Source organism: Streptomyces lucensis JCM 4490 (genome assembly GCF_014650035.1).
Classification (GTDB): Bacteria; Actinomycetota; Actinomycetes; order Streptomycetales; family Streptomycetaceae; genus Streptomyces; species Streptomyces lucensis.
The window spans coordinates 35,568-58,759 of sequence record NZ_BMUE01000021.1; the positions used below are offsets into that span (position 1 = coordinate 35,568).

Below are 23,192 nucleotides of genomic sequence, written 5' to 3' on the forward strand. Positions count from 1 at the left end.
CGGTACGGCACGTCACTTCGCGTGCCGTACCGCGTAGATCATGACGAAGGCCACGAAGTGGATGCCGAAGAGGAAGTAGGCGAGGAAGTACCAGACCTGGCGTTCGTTCTTCGTCTCCTCGGCCAGGCGGCGCTTCTCCAGGGAGTCCTCGTCGGACATCACTGCTCCCGGTGGACCTTGGTGTTGGACGCCTGGGCGCGCGGGCGGACGACCAGGAGGTCGATGTTGACGTGGCTGGGGCGGGTGACCGCCCAGGTGATCGTGTCGGCCACGTCGTCGGCGGTGAGGGGCTCGGCGACGCCCGCGTAGACCTTCGCGGCCCTCTCCTCGTCGCCGCCGAAGCGGGTGAGGGCGAACTCCTCGGTCCTGACCATGCCGGGCGCGACCTCGACGACGCGGACCGGGGTGCCGACGATCTCCAGCCGGAGCGTCTCGGCGAGGACGTGCGCGCCGTGCTTGGCGGCCACGTACCCCGCGCCGCCCTCGTAGGTGGCGTGACCGGCGGTGGAGGACACCACGACCACCACGCCGTCGCCGCTCGCGACCAGCTTGGGCAGCAGGGCCTGGGTGAGGTTCAGGGTGCCGATGACGTTCGTCTCGTACATCGTGCGCCAGTCGGCGGGGTCGCCGGTGGCCACCGGGTCCGCGCCGAGGGCGCCGCCCGCGTTGTTGACCAGGACACCGACCGTCTGGAAGGCGGTCGCGAACTCGTCCACGGCGTCGCGGTCCGTCACGTCGAGCTGGTACGCCACCGCCGAGTGGCCCGCCTTGGTCAGCTCCTCGGCCAGGGCCTCGATGCGGTCCTTGCGGCGGGCGGTGAGCACCACCCGGTAGTCGGCCTCGGCGAGCTGCCGGGCCGTGGCGGCGCCGATTCCGCTGCTCGCACCGGTGACGACGGCGATGCGGGAGGCGGCGGACGGGGCGGCGGTGGCCATGGGCTGCTCCAGGAGTCGGTCGGGCTCGGCTCCGTTCAGCCTAAGGCTTCTGTTGTGGATCTTGCCGGGGTCCGAGGCCCTTCGGCCGAGGGAGGGCCGGATCCGGCCTCATGCGCCGTTCCGGGGCGCCCACATGATCACGGCCATCCCGGCGAGGCAGATCAGCGCTCCGGTGATGTCCCAGCGGTCGGGACGGTAGCCGTCGGCGACCACGCCCCACAGGATCGAGCCGGCCACGAAGATCCCTCCGTAGGCGGCGAGGATGCGGCCGAAGTGGGCGTCCGGCTGGAAGGTGGCGACGAAGCCGTAGGCGCCGAGGGCGAGGACGCCCCCGGTGATCCACAGCCAGCCGCGGTGCTCGCGCACGCCCTGCCAGACCAGCCAGGCGCCGCCGATCTCGAACAGCGCGGCGACGGCGAACAGGGCGGCGGAGCGGAGGATCGGCATGGGCGCAGCTTCGCACGCGGCATCCGTGTCACCTGTTGGAGGGCGCCTCGGTGCGCGGCTCGCGTGGCATACATCCCTACGGCAGGCGGGAGCGACGGGCGAGGAGTGATGTGGCCGTGCGGATGCGGACGTGGGTGCTGGCCGGGGTGTGCGCCGGTGCCGTGATGACGCCGGGGAACGCGGTGGCCGCCGGTGTGCCGGAGGCCGACCTGGCCTTCCACGGCACCGCGGTCCTGACCGGGGACCAGGTGGAGGTGTGGCTGACCCCGCACAACGGCGGCCCCGCCGCCGTCTCGGACGCCACGGTGCGGCTGCGCTGGTCGGCGGAGCTGGCGGACGGACAGCAGCTGCCCGCCCGGTGCGCCCGGGAGGACGAGCGGACGGTGGTGTGCGGCACCGGGGCGCTGGCCGCGGACACCTCGGGCGAGCAGTTGCGGATCCCGGTACGGCTGCGGGAGCAGCCGGAGGAGGTGACGCTGGAGGTGGACACCGCGTGGATCGGCGGCGTGGTGGACCAGGACCGGTCGAACGACCGGATGAAGGTGCTCGTCCTGGCGACCGGGGACGCGTACGCCTTCTGACGCCCCCCCATTCCTTCCCTGACCTGGTGGATGAGCCGTCGGGTCAGGCGGCGCCCTCCTCGTCGTAGCGTTCGCGGGCGGCGCGTACCTCCTCGAAGTGGGTCTCGGCCCAGTCCTTCACCGCGGTCAGCAGGGCGGCGAGGCTCGCGCCGAGCGGGGTGAGCTCGTAGTCGACGCGGACCGGGACGGACGGCGTGACCGTGCGGCTGACGAGGCCGTCCCGTTCCAGGGCGCGCAGTGTCTGGGTGAGCATCTTGGGGCTGACGCCGGCGATCCTGCGGCCGAGGTCGCTGTAGCGCATGGGGCCGGTGGACAGGGCGGCGACGACGAGGCTGACCCACTTGTCGCTGAGCCGGCCGAGCAGCTGGTTGGTGGGGCACTCGCGCAGGAAGGCGTCGTAGTCGGCGCGGGCCTGCTCGCGTCGCTGGGCGGCGGTCGTGGTCGCCATGGGCTCTCTCCTCGGGGTCGCCAACGCACTCTCGGGTAACTACTTACCTTTGGATAGTACCTCTCCTACGGTTGGTGCTGCGGCCGGGAAAGCGGCCGCTGGTCCGACAAGTGCCTTGACGGCGAGGAGAGTTGACATGCGTGCTGCTGTGGTGAGGGAGTTCGGCGGTCCGGAGGCCGTGGAGATCGCCGAGGTGGCGGTGCCGGAACCGGGGGCCGGGCAGGTGCGGATCAAGGTGGCCGCCGGTGCGCTGAACCCGGTGGACCTGGCGGTGCGGTCCGGTCTCTTCGGCGGGGCTGGGAAGACGCTCGGGCTCGGCTGGGACGTCGCCGGGACGGTGGACGCGGTGGGGGTGGCCGCCGCCTGGCAGGTGGGCGACGAGGTGGTCGCGCTGGCGGACGGGGTGACCGATCCGCTGGGGTCGCACGCCGAGTACGTGCTCGTGGCGGCGGACGCGGTGGCCAAGGCGCCGGCCACCGTGGACGCGGTGCACGCGGGCACCCTGCCGCTGAACGGGCTGACCGCGCTGCAGGCCCTGGACCTGCTGGACCTCCCGCGGGGCGGCTCGCTGCTGGTGACCGGCGCCGCGGGCGCGGTCGGCGGGTTCGCCGCGCAGCTGGCCGCGCACCGGGGGATCGAGGTGACCGGGGTCGCCCGCGAGGCCGACGCGGAGCTGGTGCGGTCGCTGGGGGCCGCGCCCGTCACGGCCGGGGAGGTGGCGCCGGGCAGTGTGGACGCGGTGCTGGACGCGGCGGTGCTCGGCGGGCCGGCCCTCGCGTGGGTGCGGGACGGGGGAGCGTTCGCCGCGGTCCGCGGCGGTGCGCTGCCCGCGGCGGAGCGCGGGGTGCGGACGGAGAACGTCTGGGTGCGGCCCTCGGGGCCGCAGCTCGCGGAGCTGGCCCGGCTGGTGGACGAGGGTGTGCTGACCTTGCGGGTGGCGGAGACGTACGCCCTGGAGGAGGCCGCGAAGGCGCACGCCAGGCTGTCCGGGGGAGGGGTGCGGGGGCGGCTGGTGCTGGTGCCCTGACCGGGGTCCGGGGTGGCGGGCGCGGGTGCGGAATACTCCCGGGCGGCGGACCGTTCCGCAGCTATAGTTGAACGGTCAACAACCTGGAGGGTGAGCGACCATGCAGTTCGGGATCTTCACGGTCGGCGACGTCACGCCGGACCCCACCACGGGGCGTACCCCGACCGAGCGCGAGCGGATCAAGGCCATGGTCGCCATCGCGCTGAAGGCCGAGGAGGTCGGGCTGGACGTCTTCGCGACCGGTGAGCACCACAACCCGCCGTTCGTGCCGTCCTCCCCGACCACCATGCTCGGCTACATAGCGGCGCGGACGGAGCGGCTGATCCTCTCCACCTCCACCACCCTGATCACCACCAACGACCCGGTGAAGATCGCGGAGGACTTCGCGATGCTCCAGCACCTGGCCGACGGGCGCGTGGACCTGATGATGGGCCGCGGCAACACCGGCCCGGTGTACCCGTGGTTCGGCCAGGACATCCGCAAGGGCATCGACCTCGCCATCGAGAACTACGCCCTGCTCCGCCGGCTGTGGCGCGAGGACGTCGTGAACTGGCAGGGGAAGTTCCGCTCCCCGCTGCAGGGGTTCACCTCCACGCCCCGCCCGCTGGACGGAGTGCCGCCGTTCGTCTGGCACGGCTCCATCCGCTCGCCGGAGATCGCCGAGCAGGCCGCCTACTACGGCGACGGCTTCTTCCACAACAACATCTTCTGGCCCGCCGACCACACCAAGCGCATGGTCGAGCTGTACCGGACCCGGTACGCGCACTACGGGCACGGCACCCCGGAGCAGGCGATCGTCGGCCTGGGCGGCCAGGTGTTCATGCGCCGCAACTCGCAGGACGCGGTGCGCGAGTTCCGGCCGTACTTCGACAACGCGCCGGTCTACGGGCACGGCCCCTCGCTGGAGGACTTCACCGAGCAGACCCCGCTGACCGTCGGCTCCCCGCAGCAGGTGATCGAGCGGACCCTGTCCTTCCGCGAGTACACGGGCGACTACCAGCGCCAGCTGTTCCTGATGGACCACGCGGGGCTGCCGCTGAAGACCGTGCTGGAGCAGCTCGACCTGCTCGGCGAGGAGGTCGTACCGGTACTGCGCAAGGAGTTCGCCGCCGGCCGCCCGGCGGACGTGCCGCAGGCGCCCACCCACGGATCCCTGCTCGCCGCCGCTTCGGAAGGGGTGACCGCCGCATGAAGCTCGTCGTCGTCTCGGCGGGGCTGAGCGTCCCGTCCTCCACCCGGCTGCTGGCCGACCGGCTGGCCGCCGCGGTGGACCGGCTCGCGCCGGTGGACGTCCAGGTGGTGGAGCTGCGCTACCTCGCCGTCGAGATCGCGCACCACCTCACCAACGGCTTCCCGGGCAGGGCGCTGGCCGCCGCGCAGGACGCGGTGGCCGGGGCCGACGGACTGGCCGTCGTCACTCCGGTGTTCAGCGCGTCGTACAGCGGGCTGTTCAAGTCGTTCTTCGACGTGCTGGACAAGGACGCGCTGGCCGGCAAGCCGGTGCTGATCGGCGCGACCGGCGGTACGGCCCGGCACTCGCTGGTGCTGGACCACGCGCTGCGCCCGCTCTTCGCGTACCTGCGGGCCGTGGTCGTGCCGACCGGGGTCTACGCCGCGTCGGAGGACTGGGGCGCGCAGGGCCTGGCCGACCGCGTCGAGCGGGCGGCCGGGGAGCTGGCCACGCTGATGACGGGACGGCCGGCCGCCGGGCCGGCCGAGCCCGAGGAGGCCGACGACGCCCTGACGGTGGTGCCGTTCGAGCAGCGACTGGCGGAACTGGGAGCGTGACCGCACCGCACACTCCCCAGCCCGTCCGCGGCACCCACCGTGCCCGCCCGGCAACCACGCACCCAGCCGCCTGACACCCACCGAGCCCGTCCGGCACCCACCCAGCCCGCCCGGTGTCCACCCGCCCAGCCATCAAGTCCGTCCGGCACGGGCCCACCCAGGCCGACCGGCATCCTCCCGGCCTGTCCGGCGTTTGGGGACGAGGCCGTTCAGGCCGCCGGGTCCTGCTGGGGGCGCAGCCCCCAGCAGGACCCGGCGAGTCGGTGAGAGCCAGGTAAAAAGGGTGCCCGCGGCCCCCCGCACCCAGCCGAACCGCCGGAGGCCTTGGCAGACTGGTCGCGTGCCCCAGAACGTGCTGCTCGCCGAGGACGACCGCGCCATCCGTCATGCCCTGGAGCGGGCGCTGACGCTGGAGGGGTACCAGGTGACGGCGGTCGCCGACGGCGTCGAGGCGCTGGCCCAGGCCCACCGGACACCGCCGGACGTCCTCGTGCTCGACGTCATGATGCCGGGCATCGACGGCCTCCAGGTCTGCCGGGTGCTGCGCGCCGAGGGCGACCGCACCCCGATCCTCATGCTCACCGCGCTCGTGGAGACCGCCGACCGGATCGCGGGCCTGGACGCCGGCGCCGACGACTACGTGGTCAAGCCGTTCGACGTGGAGGAGGTCTTCGCCCGGCTGCGCGCGCTGCTGCGCCGTACCAGCCCGGTGCCGGCCGGCGGCACCGGCCCCGAGGGCGGCGGCCAGGGTGCCGGCCAGGGCGGCGCCGTACGGGCCGGCGCCCAGCCGGCCGACGTCCGGTCCGCCGACCGGCAGCTGGAGGCCGCCGGCGTCCGCATGGACCTGCAGGCCCGCCGGGCCTGGCGCGGCGGCCGCGAGCTGGAGCTGACCCGCACCGAGTTCGAGTTGCTGGAGCTGCTGGTGCGCAACGCGGAGATCGTGCTCGACCACTCGACGATCTACGACCGCATCTGGGGCTACGACTTCGGCCCCGGTTCCAAGAACCTCGCCGTCTACGTCGGCTACCTGCGCCGCAAGCTGGACGAGCCCGGCGCCCCGCAGCTGATCCACACCGTGCGGGGCGTGGGATACGTGCTGCGGGAGGGCTGAGTGGGCCGCCCGGCGCGGCCGCCGGCCCTGCGCCGGCCCAGGCTCGTCTCGCTGCGCACCACCTTCGCCGTGTCCTTCGCGGCGGTCACCGCCGCCGTCACGATCCTCGTCGGCATCGTGTCGTACGGCTCCGCCGCCCGGCTGGTCCGCGTCGACCAGCAGTCGGTGTTCACGCAGGTCGTGCAGGACGTCCAGGACGAGGTGCGCCAGCACCGGATGGTGCCGGAGGACTTCTCCTCCTCGCGCCCGGGGCACGACCTGGTCCGGCCCGCCCGCACCGACGTGCAGGTGCTCGGCGCGCGGGGGGAGATCGTGGACCACGGCAGCCCGGTGCTGCCCGTCACCGCCCGGGACCGGTCCGTGGCGGTGGCGCGCCCGGCCGGGAGGATGGTCCAGCACAAGGACGTACGGGTCGACGAGGACCTGTTCCGCATCGCCACCGTCTCGCTGGGCGACGGGCGGGGCGCGGTCCAGGTGGCGCAGGAGTTCAGCGACACCGAGGACCTGCTGCGCACGCTGCAGCAGCGCACGCTGATCCTGATGGCGGCGGTCGTGGTCGCGGCGGGGCTGTTCGGGTGGTGGCTGGCCCGGCGGATCACCCGGCGGCTGGTCGTCCTGACGTCGGCCGCGGAGGACGTGGCCCGCACCCGGCGGCTGGGCATCCAGGTGCCGGTCACGGGGCTGGACGAGGTGGGCCGGCTGGGGCGGGCCTTCGACCGCATGCTGGGCCGGCTCGCGCAGTCCGAGGAGGACCAGCGGCGGCTCGTCCAGGACGCGGGCCACGAACTGCGCACGCCGCTGACGTCCCTGCGGACCAACATCTCCCTGCTCCGGCGCATCGACGAACTCCCGCCCGGTACCCGCGAGGACCTGGTCGCCGACCTCACCCAGGAGGCCCGGGAACTCACCGACCTGGTCAACGAGCTGGTGGACCTCGCCGCCGGGCAGTCCGACGCCGAGCCGCCGCAGCGGGTGGACCTCGCCGACCTCGCCGAGGACGTGGCGGGGCTGGCGGAACGGCGCACCGGCCGCCGGATCACGCTGCGTACGAGCGGTGACACGACGACCGACGGGCGGCCCGGGATGCTGCAGCGGGCCATCTCCAACCTGGTGGAGAACGCGGCCAAGTTCGACCGGGACGGCAAGGCGCCGATCGAGGTCGCCGTCACCGGTCCGGCGCGGCCGGGCGCCGTGCGCGTGGAGGTGCTGGACCGGGGGCCCGGCATCGCCGACGGGGACCTCATCCGCATCTTCGACCGCTTCTACCGGGCCGCCGACGCGCGGTCCCTGCCGGGGTCGGGCCTCGGCCTTTCCATCGTGCGCGAGGTCGCGACGGCGCACGGCGGAGCACCGTTCGCCTTCCGGCGGGAGGGCGGTGGGGCGGTCATCGGATTCACGGTGGGCGGCGGCCTCGCGGACAGCGACGGCGGCCCGCCGGGCGGCCCCGACGGCTGATCCCGGGCAGCCCGCCGCCCCTGATGCCCCGGACCCGGTGGCCGCCCGGCTTCTGCGGCCCGCCGCCCTGGGCCCGGTGGCCGTCCGGTCTCTGCGGCCCGTGGCCCTGGGCCCGGTGGCCGTCCGGTCTCTGCGGTCCGCCGCCCTGGGCCCGGGGCCGCCCGGCCCCTACGACCGGCCGCCCCGGGCCCGGTGACCGCCCGGCTTCTACGACCCGCCGCCCATCCCCGGCAGGGTGAGGAAGCCCTCCGCCCGGGCGGAGGCCAGGCCGATGCGGGGGATGTCGCTGCTCTTGGCGAAGAGCAGGAAGCGGGGTTCCCACAGCGGGCGGTACTTGGCGTTGGCGCGGTAGAGGGACTCGATCTGCCACCAGCGGGAGAAGAACGTGAGGGTGGAGCGCCACAGGCGCAGGACCGGGCCGGCGCCGAGGCGGGAGCCCCGCTCGAAGACCGAGCGGAACATGGCGAAGTTGAGGGAGACGCGCCGGATGCCCAGCTCATTCGCCTGCAGGAGGAGTTCCACCACCATGTACTCCATCAGGCCGTTCTCGCAGGCGCGGTCGCGGCGCATCAGGTCCAGGGACAGGCCGTGCTCGCCCCAGGGCACGAAGCTCAGCAGGGCGCGCGGTTCGCCGTCCGCGTCCCGGCACTCCAGCATCACGCAGCGGCCGTCGGCCGGGTCGCCGAGGCGGCCGAGGGCCATGGAGAAGCCGCGCTCGGTGGCGCCGTCGCGCCAGCGGTCGGCGCGCTCGACGAGCAGGGCCGTCTCGGCGTCCCCGATGTCCTCGTGGCGGCGGATGCGGACGGTGTAGCCGGCCCGCCGGACCCGGTTGTGGGCCTGCCGGACCACGCGCATGGCGCGGCCCTCGAGGGTGAAGTCGGCCAGGTCGACGATCGCCTCGTCGCCGAGTTCGAGGGCGTCCAGGCCGTGGCGGGCGTAGACGGTGCCCGCTTCCTCGCTCGCGCCCATCACCGCGGGCGTCCAGGCGTGCCGGCGGGCCTCCGCCAGCCAGGCGTCGATGGCGCCGGGCCAGGCCTCGGGGTCGCCGATCGGGTCGCCGGAGGCGAGGCTGACGCCGCCGACGACGCGGTAGGCGATGGCGGCCTTGCCGCTGGGCGAGAACAGGACGGCCTTGTCGCGGCGCAGCGCGAAGTAGCCGAGCGAGTCGCGCTCGCCGTGCCGCTCCAGCAGGGCGCGGAGCCTCGCCTCGTCCTGCTCGCCGAGCAGGCACTCGCCGCGGGGGGCGCGGAAGCAGGCGTAGAGGACCAGCAGGAAGGCCGCGGCCATCGCGACGTTGACGATGACGTCGGCCCAGCCGGGGGCGGCGACGTCGGTCACGTGGTCGGCGAGCGGGCCGACGCTGATGCCGCGCAGCAGGGTGTACGCGATCTCGTCGCCGAGCGGGGCGCCGGGGTGCGTGTTGGTGGCGTGCACCAGGAGGGTGCCGAGGGTGCCGCAGGCCAGGATGCCGCCGGCGCCGGCGGCGAGGGCCAGGCGCGGGTTGGAGCGGTCGCCGATGGCGTCGAACTCGCGGCGGCCGAGCAGCAGGGCGGCGACGAACAGGCCGGTGAGGGCGGCGGAGAGCCAGTCGAAGAGGTGCCCGCGGAACGGGTCGCGGGTCAGCGCGAGGGCGTAGAGGCAGAACAGGGGGCCGGCCAGGAGGAGGTTGAAGACCCAGGCGGCGCGCTTGCGGCGGCGCATGACCACCGCGAGGAACAGTGCGAGCGCCGCCGAGACCAGGCCGGCGGTGGCCAGGTACGGGGTGAAGAACTCGCCCGCGTTGTGCTCGTGCACCTCCTCGCGGAAGGGCAGCGACATGACGGCGGCGATGTTCAGGACCGCCATGAGCCGCAGGTACCAGACGGTGGCCGTGGCGGCGCGGGTGCGCAGCCGGCCGCCGCCGGCCGGGCGGAAGCGGACCGGGGGGAGGCGGGCCGGCAGGAGGCGGATGCCGCGGCGGGGACTGCGCGGAGCGGGGACCTGCGGGGAGACCAGGGTCGGCTGTCGAGCGGGCATGGTGACGGGTCACCTTGGGGGAGGGGGACGGGGAAACGCAGACCTTACAGCGCGTGAGGCCGGCGCGGGTGCGGGAAGATCCGCACAGCCACCGCACAGCGTCTCATCCGTCAGCGGCCCGTACGGCGCCGGGCCGCCAGCAGCCAGCCCAGGTTGCCCGCCGCGGCGCCGGCCGCCACCGTGGCGACGATGACCCCGCCGGTGGCGAGGCCGTCGCTGAACAGGTGCGGGCGCCGGTCGAGGCTGTGCAGGCCGAAGCCGCTCAGCTCGTACACGCCGACGGCGGCGATCACGAGACTGACGACCAGCAGCGCCAGCGTCGGCGCGAGACTGCGCACGCAGACCGCCCCCGCGGTCTCCGTCGCCCCGTCCGTGTCCTGCATGTCTCCCCCGATGAACGGATCTGTGGCCGTTGGCCGTTGGGAACCTACATTACGTAGGGTCGATAGGGTCGACGCCGTGCGGATCTACATCAGCGTGGACATGGAAGGCGTCACCGGACTTGTGGACGCCGATGACGTCCAGCCGGGCGGACGGGACTACGAGCGCGGCCGGTCGATGATGGCCGAGGACGTGAACGCGGCCGTGCGCGGCGCGCTGTCGGCCGGCGCGGCGGACATCCTCGTCAACGACGCCCACGGCCCGATGCGCAACCTGCTGCCGCAGGACCTGCACCCGGCGGCCCGCCTGGTGCGGGGCAAGCCCAAGCAGATGGGCATGCTGGAGGGGCTGACCGGGGAGTACGACGCCGTGCTGTGCGTCGGCTACCACTCCCGCGCCGGCGCCCTGGGCGTGCTCAGCCACAGCTTCATGGGGCACGAGATCGAGGACATGTGGCTGGACGGCCGCCCGGTCGGCGAGATCGGCCTCGCCCACGCCACCGCGGCGGCCCTGGGCGTGCCGGTGGTGGCCCTCACGGGTGACGACGCGGCGTGCGCGGAGATGACGGCGTGGGCGGCGTCGGTCGCCACCGTCCCGGTGAAGTACGCCCACGACCGGTTCGCCGCCGAGCTGCGCCCGGAGGCCGAGGCGCGCAAGGCGGTCGAGGAGACGGTCGCCCGGGCGCTGACCCCGCTCCCACCCCGCCCCGGCCCGCAGGCCGGCCAGGCCACCCTGACCGTCCGCTGGCAGTCCGCCTCGGTCGCCGCCACCCTCCTCGGCATCCCCGGCGTCACGGCCGACGACAGCCGCACGGTACGCACGACCGGCCGGCTGCCGGACCTGTACCGCCAGTTCGGGGTGTGGATGCGGGTGGCCTCGTCCCTCTCCGGCCAAGCGCCCTACTGCTGACCCTTCCAACCGTGAGGTGAGTTGTCGTGACCACTGCGTCTTCCGGCCCGTCCCGGTCCGCGTCCGCCGCCGGCGAGCGGATCCCCGTCCGGGTCCTCGGCGGCCCGACCGTGCTCATCGAGTACGGCGGACTCCGTTTCCTGACCGATCCGACCTTCGACGGGCCCGGCGACTATCCCGCACCCAGCGGCCGGGTCCTGACCAAGACCGCCCCGCCCCTCGTGACGCCCGCCGGACTCGGGCCCGTGGACGTCGTGCTGCTCTCCCACGACCAGCACGCGGACAACCTCGACCACTCCGGCCGCGCCCTGCTCGCCGACGTACCGCGCACCTTCACCACACCCGCGGCGGCCGGACGGCTCGGCGGCGCCACCGAGCCGCTGAACCCCTGGCAGTGCGTCGACCTGCCCCGCCCCGACGGCGGCACGGTCACCGTGACCGCCGCCCCGGCCCTGCACGGCCCCGAGGGCTGCGAGCCGCTGGTCGGCGAGGTCACCGGCTTCCTGCTGACCTCCCCCGACCTGCCCGCCGTCTACGTCAGCGGCGACAACGCCTCCCTCGCCCTGGTCGAGGAGATCGCCGCCCGGTACGCGCCCGTCGACACCGCCGTCCTCTTCGCCGGCGCCCCCCGCCTGGCCGCCCTCGACGACGCCCTCCTCGTCCTCGACGGCACCGGCGCGGCGGCGGCCGCCGCGCTCCTCGGCGCCCGCCGCGTCGTCGCCGCCCACTGCGACAGCTGGGCCCACTTCACCGAGGGCCGCGAGCACGTCGTCCGGGCGTTCACGAATGCGGGCCTCCTGGACAGGCTGCAGCCGGCCGACCCCGTCCGCCCGGAGGTCTGAGCGCGCCCGCAGCACCTGCGGACCACCCCCGGAACCTCCGGTCCCGCCCCGCGCTCACAGCCTCCCCCCGCTCCCTGTGCGGTGGGCTTAACCCCTGGTGAGCGGGCGCGGAGACACCCGCGTAATCAGCGCTTCCTACGGTCACGACGGGTGATGTCGGACCGAGCACAGGAGATGGGGGGCGCCCGTGGCCGCGCCGGGCTCGCAGAGCGAGGGCACGACGAAGGTGCGGACGGTCTGCTCGTACTGCGGGGTGGGCTGCGGCCTGGTCCTCGACGTCCGCACGGACGCGGACGGGCGGCGTACCGTCCTGAAGGCGGCCGGGGACAAGGAGCACCCGGCGAACTTCGGCCGGCTGTGCACCAAGGGCGCGACCACCGCGGACCTGCTCGCCGCGCCGGGCCGGCTGACCACCGCCCTGGTCCGGCCGGAGCGCGGCGAGGAGCCGCGGCCCGCGCCCGTGGCGGACGCCGTCGCCGAGACGGCCCGCCGCCTGCGCGCGATCGTCGACGAGCACGGCCCCGACGCGGTCGCCCTCTACGTCTCCGGCCAGCTGAGCCTGGAGGCGCAGTACCTGGCGAACAAGCTGGCCAAGGGGTTCATCCGGACCAACGGGATCGAGTCGAACTCCCGGCTGTGCATGGCGAGCGCCGGCACCGGCTACAAGCTGTCGCTCGGCGCGGACGGGCCGCCCGGCTCCTACCAGGACCTCGACCGGGCCGACGTCTTCCTCGTCATCGGCTCCAACATGGCCGACTGCCACCCGATCCTCTTCCTGCGCATGATGGAGCGGGTGAAGTCGGCGGGCGCCAAGCTGATCGTGGTGGACCCGCGGCGCACCGCCACCGCCGCGAAGGCCGACCTGTTCCTGCAGATCGAGCCCGGCACGGACCTCGCGCTGCTCAACGGCCTGCTGCACCTGCTGCACGCGAACGGCCGCACCGACCCCGCCTTCATCGCCGCGCACACCGAGGGCTGGGAGGCTATGCCCGCCTTCCTCGCCGGCTACCCGCCCGCCGCCGTCGCCGGCATCACCGGCATCCCGGAGGACGACCTCCGCGAGGCCGCCCGGCTGATCGGCGAGGCGGGGGAGTGGACGAGCTGCTGGACGATGGGCCTGAACCAGTCCACGCACGGCACCTGGAACACCAACGCCCTGATCAACCTGCACCTCGCCACCGGCGCGATCTGCCGCCCCGGCAGCGGGCCCTTCTCCCTCACCGGCCAGCCCAACGCCATGGGCGGCCGGGAGATGGGCTACATGGGCCCCGGCCTGCCCGGTCAGCGCTCGGTCCTGGCCGACGCCGACCGGGCCTTCGTCGAGGAGCTGTGGGAGCTGGAGCCGGGCGCGCTGCGCGCCGACGGCGTCGGCAGGGGCACGGTCGAGATGTTCCGCAGGATGGCGGACGGCGACGTCAAGGCGTGCTGGATCATCTGCACCAACCCGGTCGCCTCGGTCGCTAACCGCAGGACGGTCATCGAGGGCCTGGAGGCCGCCGAGTTCGTCGTCACGCAGGACGTGTTCGCCGAGACGGAGACGAACGCGTACGCCGACGTCGTGCTGCCCGGCGCGCTGTGGACCGAGACCGAGGGCGTCCTGGTCAACAGCGAGCGCAACCTCACCCTCGCCCGCCCGGCCGCCGATCCGCCCGGCGAGGCGATGGCGGACTGGCGGATCATCGCCGCCGTGGCCCGTGCGATGGGCTACGAGAAGGGCTTCACGTACGACAGCGCCGAGGAGGTCTTCGAGGAGCTCAAGCGAGCCTGGAACCCGGTGACCGGCTGGGACCTGCGCGGGGTGAGCTACGAGCGGCTGCGCAGGACGCCCGTGCAGTGGCCGGCGCCGAGCCCCGACGGCCCCGACCGCAACCCGATCCGGTACGTCGGCGAGGACGGCACCGGCTCACCGGTGTTCCCGACCCCGAGCGGCCGTGCCGTCTTCCACGCCCGCCCGCACATCCCGCCGGCGGAGATGCCCGACGACGACTTCCCCTTCGTGCTCAACACCGGCCGTCTCCAGCACCAGTGGCACACGCTGACGAAGACGGCCAAGGTGGCCAAGCTGAACCGGCTCGACCCCGGCCCCTTCCTGGAGGTGCACCCGGACGACGCGGCCCGGCTGGGCGTCGCCGAGGGCGACTCGGTGGAGGTCGCGTCGCGGCGCGGGCGGGCCGTGCTGCCGGCGGTCGTCACCGACCGGGTGCGACCGGGCTGCTGCTTCGCGCCGTTCCACTGGAACGACCTGTTCGGGGAGTACCTGAGCGTCAACGCGGTCACCAGCGACGCCGTCGACCCGCTGTCGTTCCAGCCCGGGTTCAAGGCGTGCGCGGTGTCGCTGGCCAGGACGGCCACCCCGGTGACGGTGCGACCGCCCGTCCCGGCGGTCACCGGGGCTCCGGCCCCGGTCCCGGCGGTCACCGGCACCCCGGCCCCGGCTCCGGCGATCCCCGCCCTCGCAGCCGCTTCCATGAGGTCCGCCTCTTCCACGGCGTCCGCCGCGCCGGCGCCCTTCGGGCTGGAACCCGCGCCGCCCCCGGTCCTGGCCGACCACGAACGCCGGTACCTGACCGGCTTCCTCGCCGGCGTCCCGTCCGGCTTCCCGGGCGTGCCGGTGCTGCCGCCGGACGCCCCGTTCAGCCCGGAGCACGCCCTGTGGGTGAACGGCGTACTGGCCGGGATGTACTCCAGGACCGGGACCGAGCCCCCCGGCGGTGATCCACGGCCGACGGCCGACGCCCCGCGCCGCCAGGTGGTGATCCTGTGGGCGTCGCAGACCGGGAACGCGGAGGAGTTCGCGTCGGCCACGGCGGAGCGGCTCACCGCGGACGGCCACGCCGCCGCCCTCCTGCCCATGGCGGACGCCGACCCCGCCGCGCTGCCGTCCGGCGCGGACCTGCTGCTGATCACGAGCACCTTCGGCGACGGCGACGCCCCCGACAACGGCACCGCGTTCTGGGACACCCTCACCGCGCCCGACGCCCCGCGCCTGGAGGGCAGGCGTTACGCCGTCCTGGCCTTCGGCGACTCCTCGTACGACGACTTCTGCGGCCACGGCCGCCGCCTGGACCGGCGCATGGCGGAACTGGACGCGGTCCGGCTGGCCCCGCGCACCGACTGCGAGCCGGACTACGAGAGCGAGGCCGGCGCCTGGCTCGACCAGGTGCTCACCGCGCTGCGGACCCTCGGGCGCCCCTCACCCACCCCGGAACCCGCGTCCGCCCCCGGACCCGTTCCCGTGCGCGTCCCCGCCTCTTCCCCGGCGCCCGCGTCCGGCCCCGCTGCCGCCCGCCCCGCCCCCGTCCCCGCCCGCCTCACCGGCAACCGGCTGCTGAGCCTGCCCGGCGCGGGCAAGGAGGTCCGGCGCTTCACCCTCGACACCCGGGACAGCGGCACCCCGCTGGTCTACGAGGCCGGCGACGCCCTGTCCGTACAGCCGCTGAACCGGCCGGAACTGGTGACGGAGTGGCTGGCGGTCACCGGCCTGCCCGCGGACACGGCCGTGCGGGTCGCCGACGCCGGAGAAGTGCCCTTCGCCGAAGCGCTGCTGCGCCACCTGGACATCACCCGCCTCACCCCCGGTCTGCTGCGCTTCGCCGCCGAGCGCGCCCGCGACCCGCGGGAACTGCGCAAGCTGCTGCGCCCGGACAACAGGAACGAGCTGGCCAAGTGGTCCTGGGGACGCCAGGCCGTGGACGTCGTCGCCGAGTGCGGCGTCCGGGCCGGGGCGCAGGAGTGGACGGACGCGCTGGGCCGCCTCCAGCCCCGGCTGTACTCCATATCCTCCAGCCCCCTGACGGACCCCCACCAGGTGTCGCTGACGGTCTCGGTCGTCCGCTACGAGAACCTGCACGGCCGCCCCCGCCAGGGCGTGTGCTCCCCCTTCCTCGCCGACGCCGCGCCCGGCACCCCGGTACCGGTCCGCGTCCAGCGGGCACCGCACTTCCGGCCGCCCGCCGACCCCGCCGTACCGGCCGTGATGGTGGGCCCCGGCACGGGCATCGCGCCCTTCATCGGCTTCCTGGAGGACCGCCGGGCCCGCGGCCACCGCGCCCCCAACTGGCTGTTCTTCGGCGAACAGCACCGCGCGACCGACTTCTACTACGAGGAGGAGCTGGCCGCCTTCCGCGCCGACGGCACGCTCACCCGCCTGGACACCGCCTTCTCCCGCGACCAGCGCGCCAAGGTCTACGTCCAGGACCGCATGCGCGAACACGGCCCGCTGCTGTGGTCCTGGCTCCAGGACGGCGCCCACCTCTACGTCTGCGGCGACGCCTCCCGCATGGCCAAGGACGTCGACCGGGCCCTGCGCGAGATCGCCACGGCCCACGGCGGCCTGACCGAACCCGAGGCGGCGGCGTACGTCAAGCAGCTCACCGCCCACAGGCGCTACGTGCGCGACGTGTACTGACCGGCGTCAGGCGGGGCCGGGCCGTCTCACGCCACCGTGACGATGACGGGCAGGAGGAAGCCGAGCAGTCCGGTGAACAGCCCCACCGTGCAGGACCGCCGGGGGGAGCCGGCGGCGAAGCCGATGAGGGCGAGGGTGATCGCGAGGGCGGCGAAGACGACGGGGATTCCCGCGCCGATGTAGCCGGCGAAGGGGGCGACGAGACAGGCGAGGACACCGAGAGCGGACGAGGCGCCGCCGTAGAGCGACGCGGGGCTGTCGGTGCGTCCGGTGGGCATGGCGCTGTCCTCTTCCTGGGCGGTTCCGCGGGAGCGGTGTCCCGTGTGTCCCATCTTCCCGGTCGGTTCCGCGGGAGCGGTGTCCCGTGCGTCCCATCATGGCAGGCGGCCGGGGCCGCCGAGGGGGCGGGAAGCTGCCCTTTGGGGCAGTGCCCGATTGGTCAATATCGGCCGCGACGGCTTCTCCCTAGTGTTGCCGCTGACCGCATGAGACCGAAAAACGGGGAGAAGTTTGTGAAACTGAACGGTCGTACTGCGAAGTTGGCGTCACTCGCCGTCGTTCCCCTGACGCTTCTCGCGACCGAGGTCGCGGCCTCCGCCTCGCCCCAGCCGTCCCCCCGCCCGGACGCCCCCGCGTTCTCCCTGTCCTCGGTGCGCGGGCACGAGCTGAAGGACGTGAGCGGGTTCGCCCCCTCCAGCGCGACGGGCCGTCTCCTGGACACCCAGGGCTTCTCGGTGCTGCGGGCGTCCTCCGACCGCACGGCGGTGGTCGACCGCTCGATGACCGACCAGGGCATCACCACCGCGACCGGCACCTCGTCCGTGGACATCTCCTGGAAGGGCTACGACCGGCAGGCCCGCTACGTCGTCAACCGCGACGGCGAGGACATCGCGTCGCTCGGAGCCGGGGTCACGTCCTTCCACGACACCGGACTGCGCGCCGGCAGCCACCACAGCTACCGGGTCACCCCGATCCTGCCCAAGGGCGGGAACCCGCACAGCCGCGTCTGGGGCGTGCAGGTCGACGTCCCCACGGTCCGCAAGGGCGAGAACGAGCTGAGCGCGCTGCGCCGGGAGGCGGTGCGCAAGGCGACGGCCGCCGCGGTCGCCAGGACCACCACGGTCTCGTGGATGACGTTCATCCCCCAGAAGAAGATCAACGCACCGCTCGCGGGCTGTGACTACGGGCGCAACTTCCAGTTCGGCGGCGACGGCCACGGCTACGACTGGAAGTCGTCGAAGTACCGCACCTCCCTGAACGCCGTGATCACCTGGAGCGGCAAGAAGGTCGACGGCTACAAGGACATCGGCGCCAGCCACGTCTACGTCAAGAGCACGGGCCGGCTGGTCGCCACCAAGACGGCCAGCGACAGGGACATGAAGGCCAAGAAGATGGGGTCGGGCGGCAACTACGTCGACATCCGCCTCGTCACGCACGCCACGAACCCCTTCTGCCACGGCCTGGGCGGCGTCAAGGGAGCCATCGACGGCGCCATCTCCATGCACGTGACGACCGGCGGCAACTGGTCGATCATCTCCGGCAAGCACCGGCTGATGCCGAACCACCTCATCTACATCTACAACGGCGGCAGGGTCACCACCGTCTACAAGCGCAGCTACGCCAACGAGGCGTGCCTGATCGGCTCGGCGGCCTGCCCGGAGGCCGACCTCACGGGCTACTACGGCAAGTTCAACTGAACCGGCCGGACACCCGGGCAGCCCCGCACCGGCACGGTGCGGGGCTGCCCGCGTCAACTGTCGGAGGGAGCGGGTAGGTTGGCCCGTGGCCGTCGCAGCACCCAGGCCGCGGGGGTCTGCCGGGAATCGCGGCGTCCAGAGAGGGACCGCACATGACCCGACGGTCCGAAGCGGGGGACACCGCTTGCTCCTACCGGCGCACCGGCCACGACCCGGAACCCGGAGTCCGGCGACTGGGCGCCCTGACCGAGCGGGAGCGAGAGGTACTCCTCCTGCTGGGCACCGGCCTCGGCAACCGCGAACTGTCCAGGGAACTGGGCATCGCCGAACGGACGATCAAGGCGCACATCGCCAGCATCGTCGCCAAACTGGGCCAGCAGACGCGCACCCAGGCGGCGGTCGTCTCGGCCCTGGCCCACGACTCGCTGTGCACGGACCCGTCGTGCTCCCGGCACCCCGGCAGACACGACGGCTCCCCATGGGGCGTCCTGCCCCAGCAACCGGACCACGCCGGGACGGTCGCGGCCTGACCACGCCGCACCCCGCCGACGGCCGGCCCGGCCCGCCGGACCGCACGTGTTCAGGATGCGTTCAGGTCCTCCGTGTCACGGTCGGAGATCACGGCCGCGAGGCGGCCGGCTCATCTCACAGGGCGCTCGTCCCGGTTCCGGGACGGGCGCCCTGTCGTCGGACCGGACAGGAGAAGCTGAAGTGGAGAATCCGGAGGTTCTCACCGACCTCGACGTGGCGGGCACGTCGAGTACGGCCAGATCGGTGATGAAGAAACTGCCCGAGGTCACGCTGGCGTTCTGGATCATGAAGATCGCCGCGACGACCCTGGGCGAGACGGCGGGCGACCTCTTCGCGCAGACCCTGAAGCTGGGCTACTTCCTCACGACGGTCGCGTTGTTCGTGCTCTTCGTGGTGACGCTGGTGGTCCAGCTGCGGTCCAGCCGCTACCACCCGTTCTGCTACTGGACCGTGATCCTGTCGACCAGCATGGCCGGCACCACGATGTCCGACTTCATGAACCGCGACGCCAGCGCCAGGTACCTCTCGAACGGCGCGACCAGGCTGGGCTGGGGCCCGCAGGGCCTCGGCCTCGGCTACCCGGCCGGCGCGGCCATCCTGATCTCCATCCTCCTGGCGATCTTCCTCGCCTGGAAACTGAGCGGAATGACGTTCCAGATCCGCGACATCGTCACCTTCAGGGGCGAGGCCCTGTTCTGGTCGGCGATCCTCGTGTCGAACACCCTCGGCACCTCCATGGGCGACTTCCTCTCCGACAGCTCCGGCCTCGGCTACGCCGGTGGCGCGCTGCTCGTGACCGGCCTGCTCGCCGTGCTCGTGGCCCTCATGAAGGCGCCCGCGGTGCCGAACGTGCTGCTGTTCTGGATCGCCTTCGTCCTCACCCGCCCGCTGGGCGCCACCGCGGGCGACTTCCTCACCAAGCCGGTCGCCAAGGGCGGCCTGGACCTGGGCACCGCGGGCTCGTCCGCCGTCCTGCTCGCCGTCCTGTTCGGGCTGATGGCCCATGCCCAGGTGCGGGAACGCCGGTCGGTGAAGGAGGAGCACGCCCCGGTCATCCGGCAGGCAGGCTGACCGTGAACCTGGCCCCGGGCGTGTGCCGGGGGTCATGGGAGACCTCGCCGCCGACGGCGCGGGCCAGGCGCCGCGCGAGCGGCAGCCCCAGTCCCGCGCCGTCGTGCCCGTCGCCGGGATCGGCACGCCGGCCGGGCCGGAACAGCTCGTCCCGGAACGTGCCCGGCACGCCGGGGCCGTCGTCGACGACGTCGATCCGTACGGCGCCGGGCACGCCGCGCGCGGACACGGTCACGCGGGAGCGGGCGTAGCGGGCGGCGTTGATGAGCAGCGGGCTGAGGATGCGTTCGAGGAGAGCGGGGGCGACACCCGCCTCCAGCACCGGCGCTCCCGCCTCCACCGCGGTCCTCACCCGCTCCGGTGTGCCGAGGTGCTCCAGCAGGCGGTGCAGGACGGGCACCACGTCGGTCGTTCCCGGGACCGCCGCCGGACGCAGCGCGCTCTCGCGGGCGTCGCGCAGGAGCGTGTCGCAGATGGTGCGCATGGCCCGGGCGGCCTCGGCGATGACCTCCTGGGCGGCGCCGGTCTCGGCGTCCGTCCGGGGGCGGGCCCGCCACCAGTCGAGTTCCATGACGATCCGGGTCAGCGGCGTGCGCAGTTCGTGGGACAGCTCGCCCGTCAGCTGCTGTTCGTGGCGCAGGACGGTCCGTATGCGGTCCAGCAGCGCGTCCAGGGAGGCACCCAGCCGGGCGAGTTCGGCCGGCCGGTCCGCCGTGTCGAAGCGCTCGTCCGAGCCCACGGCGCTCCACTGCGCGGCCTGGTCGGACATCGTCCTCACCGGGCGCAGCGCCCGCCCGACGGACAGGCTGGTGAGCCCGTACGTGCAGCCGAGCATCACGGCGTCCAGGACGAGCGAGCCCAGCAGCAGGGTGCCGGCCGAACTGCGGTACGGAGTCAGGTCCAGGGCGGTGACGACGGTGGCGGTGGCGCGGCGGCCGGGGACGGGCTCGGCGCACAGCCGGACGGGCCGGGGACCGTGGGCGCGGACGGTGGCGCAGGCGGGCTCGCGCCGTGCGGCCAGCCGGTCGGCGGCCCGGGCCGGCGGACTGCCGGCCACGGCGGACGGCGGCTTCTCCAGCAACCGGGTCCCGGCGTAGATCCACACGTTCGCGTCGAGGAGGCGGTCGTTGGCGGTCTCCAGGACGCGCACCCGGGGTCCGGTGGTGTCGACGGTCGTGGCCACCGCGGCCGCCCGGTCGCGCAGTTCGTCGTCCGCCTGGTGCTGCAGGTGCCGGTCCATCACGGCGTTGAACAGCACGGTCAGGACCGTCATCAGCAGGGCGGCGGTGGACAGCGCGACCAGGGAGAGGCGGCCGCGCAGCGTGCGCGGGGCGAGGCGGCGCAGGGCACGGGCGGCGGAGCGGTGCGGGGCACGGTTCATGACAGGCGATGCCCGATCCCGCGTGCCGTGCCGATGCTCAGGCCGCTGCCCGCCGCACGCAGCTTGCGGCGCAGCCGGCTCAGGTACTGGTCCAGGGTGTTGTCGCTGACCTGGGCGCCCTCGGGCCAGCCGGCCCGCACCAGGTCCCGGCGGCGTACGAGGGTCCCGTCCGCCGCGGCCAGCGTGGCCAGCAGCCGGAACTCGGTGGGGGACAGGGCGGTGCGGGCACCGCGGACGGTCACGCAGTGGTCCACCGCGTCGAGGAACAGATCGCCGGCCGCGGTCACCGTCGTCCCGGCGGCCCGCTTGAGCACGGCGCGGAGCCTGGCGGCGAGCTCGGCGAGGTGGAAGGGCTTGGGCAGGTAGTCGTCGCCCCCCGCGGCGAAACCCGCCAGGCGGTCGGTGAGGTGGTGCCGGGCGGTCAGGAAGATGACGGGGGCGAGGAAGCCGTTGGCCCGCATCGCCTGGCACACGTCCCGCCCGTCCGCGTCGGGCAGGCCGATGTCCACGACCGCCGCCGCGACGCCGGTGGCGGCCAGCCGCAGGGCGGTGGCGCCGTCGGCGGCCGGGACCGGATCGAAGTCCTCCTCGTACAGGCCACGGCGCAGCACGTCACGCAGGGCGTGATCGTCCTCGACCACCAGGATCCTCGGGTGCATGGTCCTCCGTCGGCAGCGCGGCCGGGTCGGTCGTACGGGTGAGGAAGGAGGCGGGCAGCAGGCAGGCGGCCGCGCACAGGCATGCCCCGAGCCAGCCGGCGGCGAACAGCCAGCCGCCCACGACGTCGGTGAACCAGTGCACCCCGAGGTAGATCCGGGTCAGCCCCACCGACAGGCCCCAGCAGGCGACGGCGATCCGCAGTGCCGTGCCGGCGCGCGGGGCGCGCAGGGTCAGGGCGAGGACCAGCAGCCCGGCGGCCAGGGCGGCCGTGCTGGTGTGCCCGGACGGGAACGCCCAGCCGCTCGCGTGCGCCGCCCAGTCGTCCCGCGGCGGGCGCGGCCGGTGGACCAGCTCCATGACGCCGTACCGCACCAGCTGACCCAGCCCCAGGCAGACGAGGCAGAGGGCGGTGGCGCCCAGCCGCTGTCGTGCGGTGCGCCCGGCCACCACGCCTGCCAGGACAGCGAGCACGTACGGAACGGCACCGGTGCCGGTGTCGGTCACGCCCCGCGCCACCGCCAGGGCCGTCTCCGGCCGGTGACCGACCGCCCAGGTCAGCAGGCCGTGGTCCAGCCACAGCGGCGCACCGCCCCGGCCGCCGGCGGCCATGCCCAGCAGGGCGAGCGCCGCCCACGCGCCGAGCCCGGCACTGCCGGCCGACTCGGCGACGTCCCCGCGGGTCACGACGGTTCGCGAGGCGGGCACCCGGCCGGATGCCGGACTCATCCGCGAGCCTCCTTCTCCCCGGCCCGCCTGCGGCCGCGGTACAGCTCGGAGGCGAGCGGGAGCAGCGAAACCGCGACGATCAGCGCGACCAGCGGCAGCAGATAGCGGTCCACGTCCGGGATCGAGGAACCCAGCACGTAGCCCGCCAGGGTCAGGCCGACGCTCCACACCAGGCCGCCGACCGCCTGCCACACGGTGAACGCCCGGACGGGCACCTCCAGCGCCCCCGCCAGCGGATTGAGCACGGTCCGCACCACCGGCACGAACCGCGCCAGCACGATCGCCTTCGCGTGCCCGTAGCGGCCGAGCAGTTCCTCGGCTCTCCTCGCGCCGTCACGCAGCCGTGCCGAGCGGCTGCGCGCCAGCAGGGCGCCGCCCGCCCGGCGCCCGATCAGATAGCCGCACTGGGCGCCGGCCAGCGCGCCGAACGCCGCCGCGGCCAGCAGCGGCCCCAGCGACAGCCGGACGCCGTGCTGCCCCGTGCCGGTGCACAGCAGGCCCGCCGTGAACAGCAGGGAGTCACCCGGCAGGAAGAAGCCGATCAGCAGGCCCGTCTCGGCGAACATCACCACACCGACCCCGAGCACACCGAAAGCGGCCAGGAGGGACCGCGCGTCCAGCGGGTTCACCGCGAGCTGCGACGATAGGGCCACGGGTGTGGTCATCGGCATGAGTCCTTTCCGGGCGGACGACCGGAAGCAGGGCGACGGCACGCACGGCAACGGCACGCACGGCACCCGGCCGTCTACAATTCCGTAGACTGTCTACCGCACTGTAG

The 23,192-nt window shown here is 73.9% G+C and carries 23 protein-coding genes; 12 read left to right on the plus strand and 11 right to left on the minus strand.

Going from position 1 to position 23,192, the window contains the following annotated elements:
* Positions 1 to 12: 12 nt before the first annotated feature.
* The 3 genes from IE177_RS31780 to IE177_RS31790 all read right to left on the minus strand — a co-directional run bounded on the left by IE177_RS31780 (position 13) and on the right by IE177_RS31790 (position 1,382).
* Complete coding sequence (locus IE177_RS31780; protein ID WP_190018928.1) at positions 13 to 159, minus strand: hypothetical protein; 147 nt, start codon at positions 157 to 159, stop codon at positions 13 to 15.
* Positions 159 to 935, minus strand: coding sequence for an SDR family NAD(P)-dependent oxidoreductase (locus tag IE177_RS31785; protein WP_190018929.1), 777 nt, complete (start codon positions 933 to 935; stop codon positions 159 to 161). The genes IE177_RS31780 and IE177_RS31785 overlap by 1 nt, the downstream gene beginning before the upstream one ends.
* 108 nt (positions 936 to 1,043) lie before the next feature.
* Positions 1,044 to 1,382: a YnfA family protein gene (locus IE177_RS31790; protein ID WP_190018930.1), complete on the minus strand. Its 339-nt coding sequence runs from the start codon at positions 1,380 to 1,382 to the stop codon at positions 1,044 to 1,046.
* Between the two features lie 122 nt (positions 1,383 to 1,504).
* On the opposite strand from IE177_RS31790, the gene IE177_RS31795 reads away from it, so the two are divergent.
* Positions 1,505 to 1,963 (plus strand): hypothetical protein, encoded by a 459-nt coding sequence (locus tag IE177_RS31795; protein WP_229816361.1) that lies wholly within the window; start codon positions 1,505 to 1,507, stop codon positions 1,961 to 1,963.
* Positions 1,964 to 2,006: 43 nt separating this feature from the next.
* Here IE177_RS31795 and IE177_RS31800 read toward each other — a convergent pair whose 3' ends face one another.
* Positions 2,007 to 2,411, minus strand: coding sequence for a winged helix-turn-helix transcriptional regulator (locus IE177_RS31800; protein WP_190018931.1), 405 nt, complete (start codon positions 2,409 to 2,411; stop codon positions 2,007 to 2,009).
* Positions 2,412 to 2,547: 136 nt separating this feature from the next.
* On the opposite strand from IE177_RS31800, the gene IE177_RS31805 reads away from it, so the two are divergent.
* From IE177_RS31805 to IE177_RS31825, 5 genes are all read left to right on the plus strand, one after another.
* Positions 2,548 to 3,438 (plus strand): NADP-dependent oxidoreductase, encoded by an 891-nt coding sequence (locus IE177_RS31805; RefSeq protein ID WP_190018932.1) that lies wholly within the window; start codon positions 2,548 to 2,550, stop codon positions 3,436 to 3,438.
* Positions 3,439 to 3,538: 100 nt separating this feature from the next.
* Positions 3,539 to 4,630: an LLM class flavin-dependent oxidoreductase gene (locus IE177_RS31810; protein ID WP_190018933.1), complete on the plus strand. Its 1,092-nt coding sequence runs from the start codon at positions 3,539 to 3,541 to the stop codon at positions 4,628 to 4,630.
* Positions 4,627 to 5,226 (plus strand): CE1759 family FMN reductase, encoded by a 600-nt coding sequence (locus tag IE177_RS31815; RefSeq protein ID WP_190018934.1) that lies wholly within the window; start codon positions 4,627 to 4,629, stop codon positions 5,224 to 5,226. The genes IE177_RS31810 and IE177_RS31815 overlap by 4 nt, the downstream gene beginning before the upstream one ends.
* A gap of 340 nt (positions 5,227 to 5,566) precedes the next feature.
* Entirely contained in the window at positions 5,567 to 6,337 is a 771-nt protein-coding gene (locus IE177_RS31820; RefSeq protein ID WP_190018935.1) for a response regulator transcription factor, read from the plus strand.
* A complete protein-coding gene (locus IE177_RS31825) occupies positions 6,338 to 7,792 on the plus strand; it encodes a sensor histidine kinase (RefSeq protein WP_190018936.1) in 1,455 nt (484 codons plus the stop codon).
* A gap of 207 nt (positions 7,793 to 7,999) precedes the next feature.
* On the opposite strand, the gene IE177_RS31830 is transcribed toward IE177_RS31825, so the two are convergent.
* Together IE177_RS31830 and IE177_RS31835 are read right to left on the minus strand one after the other, a co-directional pair.
* Complete coding sequence (locus IE177_RS31830; protein WP_190018937.1) at positions 8,000 to 9,808, minus strand: phosphatidylglycerol lysyltransferase domain-containing protein; 1,809 nt, start codon at positions 9,806 to 9,808, stop codon at positions 8,000 to 8,002.
* Positions 9,809 to 9,918: 110 nt separating this feature from the next.
* Positions 9,919 to 10,191, minus strand: coding sequence for a hypothetical protein (locus IE177_RS31835; protein ID WP_190018938.1), 273 nt, complete (start codon positions 10,189 to 10,191; stop codon positions 9,919 to 9,921).
* Positions 10,192 to 10,267: 76 nt separating this feature from the next.
* On the opposite strand from IE177_RS31835, the gene IE177_RS31840 reads away from it, so the two are divergent.
* From IE177_RS31840 to IE177_RS31850, 3 genes are all read left to right on the plus strand, one after another.
* The gene (locus tag IE177_RS31840; RefSeq protein ID WP_190018939.1) at positions 10,268 to 11,098 is read left to right on the plus strand and encodes a M55 family metallopeptidase; all 831 of its coding nucleotides are present in this window, start codon (positions 10,268 to 10,270) and stop codon (positions 11,096 to 11,098) included.
* A gap of 26 nt (positions 11,099 to 11,124) precedes the next feature.
* The gene (locus IE177_RS31845) at positions 11,125 to 11,940 is read left to right on the plus strand and encodes an MBL fold metallo-hydrolase (RefSeq protein WP_190018940.1); all 816 of its coding nucleotides are present in this window, start codon (positions 11,125 to 11,127) and stop codon (positions 11,938 to 11,940) included.
* A 187-nt stretch (positions 11,941 to 12,127) separates the two neighbouring features.
* Positions 12,128 to 16,348, plus strand: coding sequence for a bifunctional nitrate reductase/sulfite reductase flavoprotein subunit alpha (locus IE177_RS31850; RefSeq protein ID WP_190018941.1), 4,221 nt, complete (start codon positions 12,128 to 12,130; stop codon positions 16,346 to 16,348).
* Positions 16,349 to 16,374: 26 nt separating this feature from the next.
* Here the strand turns inward: IE177_RS31850 and IE177_RS31855 are convergent, their stop codons facing one another.
* On the minus strand, positions 16,375 to 16,626 hold the full coding sequence (locus IE177_RS31855) for a hypothetical protein (RefSeq protein ID WP_190018942.1): 252 nt from the start codon (positions 16,624 to 16,626) through the stop codon (positions 16,375 to 16,377).
* Positions 16,627 to 16,887: 261 nt separating this feature from the next.
* On the opposite strand from IE177_RS31855, the gene IE177_RS31860 reads away from it, so the two are divergent.
* The 3 genes from IE177_RS31860 to IE177_RS31870 all read left to right on the plus strand — a co-directional run bounded on the left by IE177_RS31860 (position 16,888) and on the right by IE177_RS31870 (position 19,647).
* On the plus strand, positions 16,888 to 18,045 hold the full coding sequence (locus IE177_RS31860) for a hypothetical protein (protein WP_229816356.1): 1,158 nt from the start codon (positions 16,888 to 16,890) through the stop codon (positions 18,043 to 18,045).
* A 152-nt stretch (positions 18,046 to 18,197) separates the two neighbouring features.
* The gene (locus tag IE177_RS31865) at positions 18,198 to 18,575 is read left to right on the plus strand and encodes a helix-turn-helix domain-containing protein (RefSeq protein ID WP_190018944.1); all 378 of its coding nucleotides are present in this window, start codon (positions 18,198 to 18,200) and stop codon (positions 18,573 to 18,575) included.
* A 181-nt stretch (positions 18,576 to 18,756) separates the two neighbouring features.
* On the plus strand, positions 18,757 to 19,647 hold the full coding sequence (locus IE177_RS31870) for a COG4705 family protein (protein ID WP_229816357.1): 891 nt from the start codon (positions 18,757 to 18,759) through the stop codon (positions 19,645 to 19,647).
* Here IE177_RS31870 and IE177_RS31875 read toward each other — a convergent pair.
* From IE177_RS31875 to IE177_RS31890, 4 genes are read right to left on the minus strand one after another with little or no spacing between them, the layout of a single operon-like run.
* A complete protein-coding gene (locus IE177_RS31875) occupies positions 19,628 to 21,028 on the minus strand; it encodes a sensor histidine kinase (protein WP_190018945.1) in 1,401 nt (466 codons plus the stop codon). The two genes, IE177_RS31870 and IE177_RS31875, sit on opposite strands and share 20 nt — an antisense overlap.
* Complete coding sequence (locus IE177_RS31880; RefSeq protein WP_190018946.1) at positions 21,025 to 21,687, minus strand: response regulator transcription factor; 663 nt, start codon at positions 21,685 to 21,687, stop codon at positions 21,025 to 21,027. The genes IE177_RS31875 and IE177_RS31880 overlap by 4 nt, the downstream gene beginning before the upstream one ends.
* Positions 21,641 to 22,414 (minus strand): phosphatase PAP2 family protein, encoded by a 774-nt coding sequence (locus tag IE177_RS31885; RefSeq protein ID WP_373305215.1) that lies wholly within the window; start codon positions 22,412 to 22,414, stop codon positions 21,641 to 21,643. The genes IE177_RS31880 and IE177_RS31885 overlap by 47 nt, the downstream gene beginning before the upstream one ends.
* Positions 22,411 to 23,079, minus strand: a complete 669-nt coding sequence (locus tag IE177_RS31890; RefSeq protein ID WP_190018947.1) for a DedA family protein — start codon at positions 23,077 to 23,079, stop codon at positions 22,411 to 22,413. The genes IE177_RS31885 and IE177_RS31890 overlap by 4 nt, the downstream gene beginning before the upstream one ends.
* Positions 23,080 to 23,192: the final 113 nt, after the last annotated feature.

Bases quoted from the DNA above. Each gene is read 5' to 3' on its own strand.
- IE177_RS31780 (WP_190018928.1), bottom strand. From the start codon at position 159: ATGTCCGACGAGGACTCCCTGGAGAAGCGCCGCCTGGCCGAGGAGACG.
- IE177_RS31785 (WP_190018929.1), bottom strand. From the start codon at position 935: ATGGCCACCGCCGCCCCGTCCGCCGCCTCCCGCATCGCCGTCGTCACC.
- IE177_RS31790 (WP_190018930.1), bottom strand. From the start codon at position 1,382: ATGCCGATCCTCCGCTCCGCCGCCCTGTTCGCCGTCGCCGCGCTGTTC.
- IE177_RS31795 (WP_229816361.1), top strand. From the start codon at position 1,505: ATGCGGACGTGGGTGCTGGCCGGGGTGTGCGCCGGTGCCGTGATGACG.
- IE177_RS31800 (WP_190018931.1), bottom strand. From the start codon at position 2,411: ATGGCGACCACGACCGCCGCCCAGCGACGCGAGCAGGCCCGCGCCGAC.
- IE177_RS31805 (WP_190018932.1), top strand. From the start codon at position 2,548: ATGCGTGCTGCTGTGGTGAGGGAGTTCGGCGGTCCGGAGGCCGTGGAG.
- IE177_RS31810 (WP_190018933.1), top strand. From the start codon at position 3,539: ATGCAGTTCGGGATCTTCACGGTCGGCGACGTCACGCCGGACCCCACC.
- IE177_RS31815 (WP_190018934.1), top strand. From the start codon at position 4,627: ATGAAGCTCGTCGTCGTCTCGGCGGGGCTGAGCGTCCCGTCCTCCACC.
- IE177_RS31830 (WP_190018937.1), bottom strand. From the start codon at position 9,808: ATGCCCGCTCGACAGCCGACCCTGGTCTCCCCGCAGGTCCCCGCTCCG.
- IE177_RS31835 (WP_190018938.1), bottom strand. From the start codon at position 10,191: ATGCAGGACACGGACGGGGCGACGGAGACCGCGGGGGCGGTCTGCGTG.
- IE177_RS31855 (WP_190018942.1), bottom strand. From the start codon at position 16,626: ATGCCCACCGGACGCACCGACAGCCCCGCGTCGCTCTACGGCGGCGCC.
- IE177_RS31865 (WP_190018944.1), top strand. From the start codon at position 18,198: ATGACCCGACGGTCCGAAGCGGGGGACACCGCTTGCTCCTACCGGCGC.
- IE177_RS31875 (WP_190018945.1), bottom strand. From the start codon at position 21,028: ATGAACCGTGCCCCGCACCGCTCCGCCGCCCGTGCCCTGCGCCGCCTC.
- IE177_RS31880 (WP_190018946.1), bottom strand. From the start codon at position 21,687: ATGCACCCGAGGATCCTGGTGGTCGAGGACGATCACGCCCTGCGTGAC.
- IE177_RS31885 (WP_373305215.1), bottom strand. From the start codon at position 22,414: ATGAGTCCGGCATCCGGCCGGGTGCCCGCCTCGCGAACCGTCGTGACC.
- IE177_RS31890 (WP_190018947.1), bottom strand. From the start codon at position 23,079: ATGACCACACCCGTGGCCCTATCGTCGCAGCTCGCGGTGAACCCGCTG.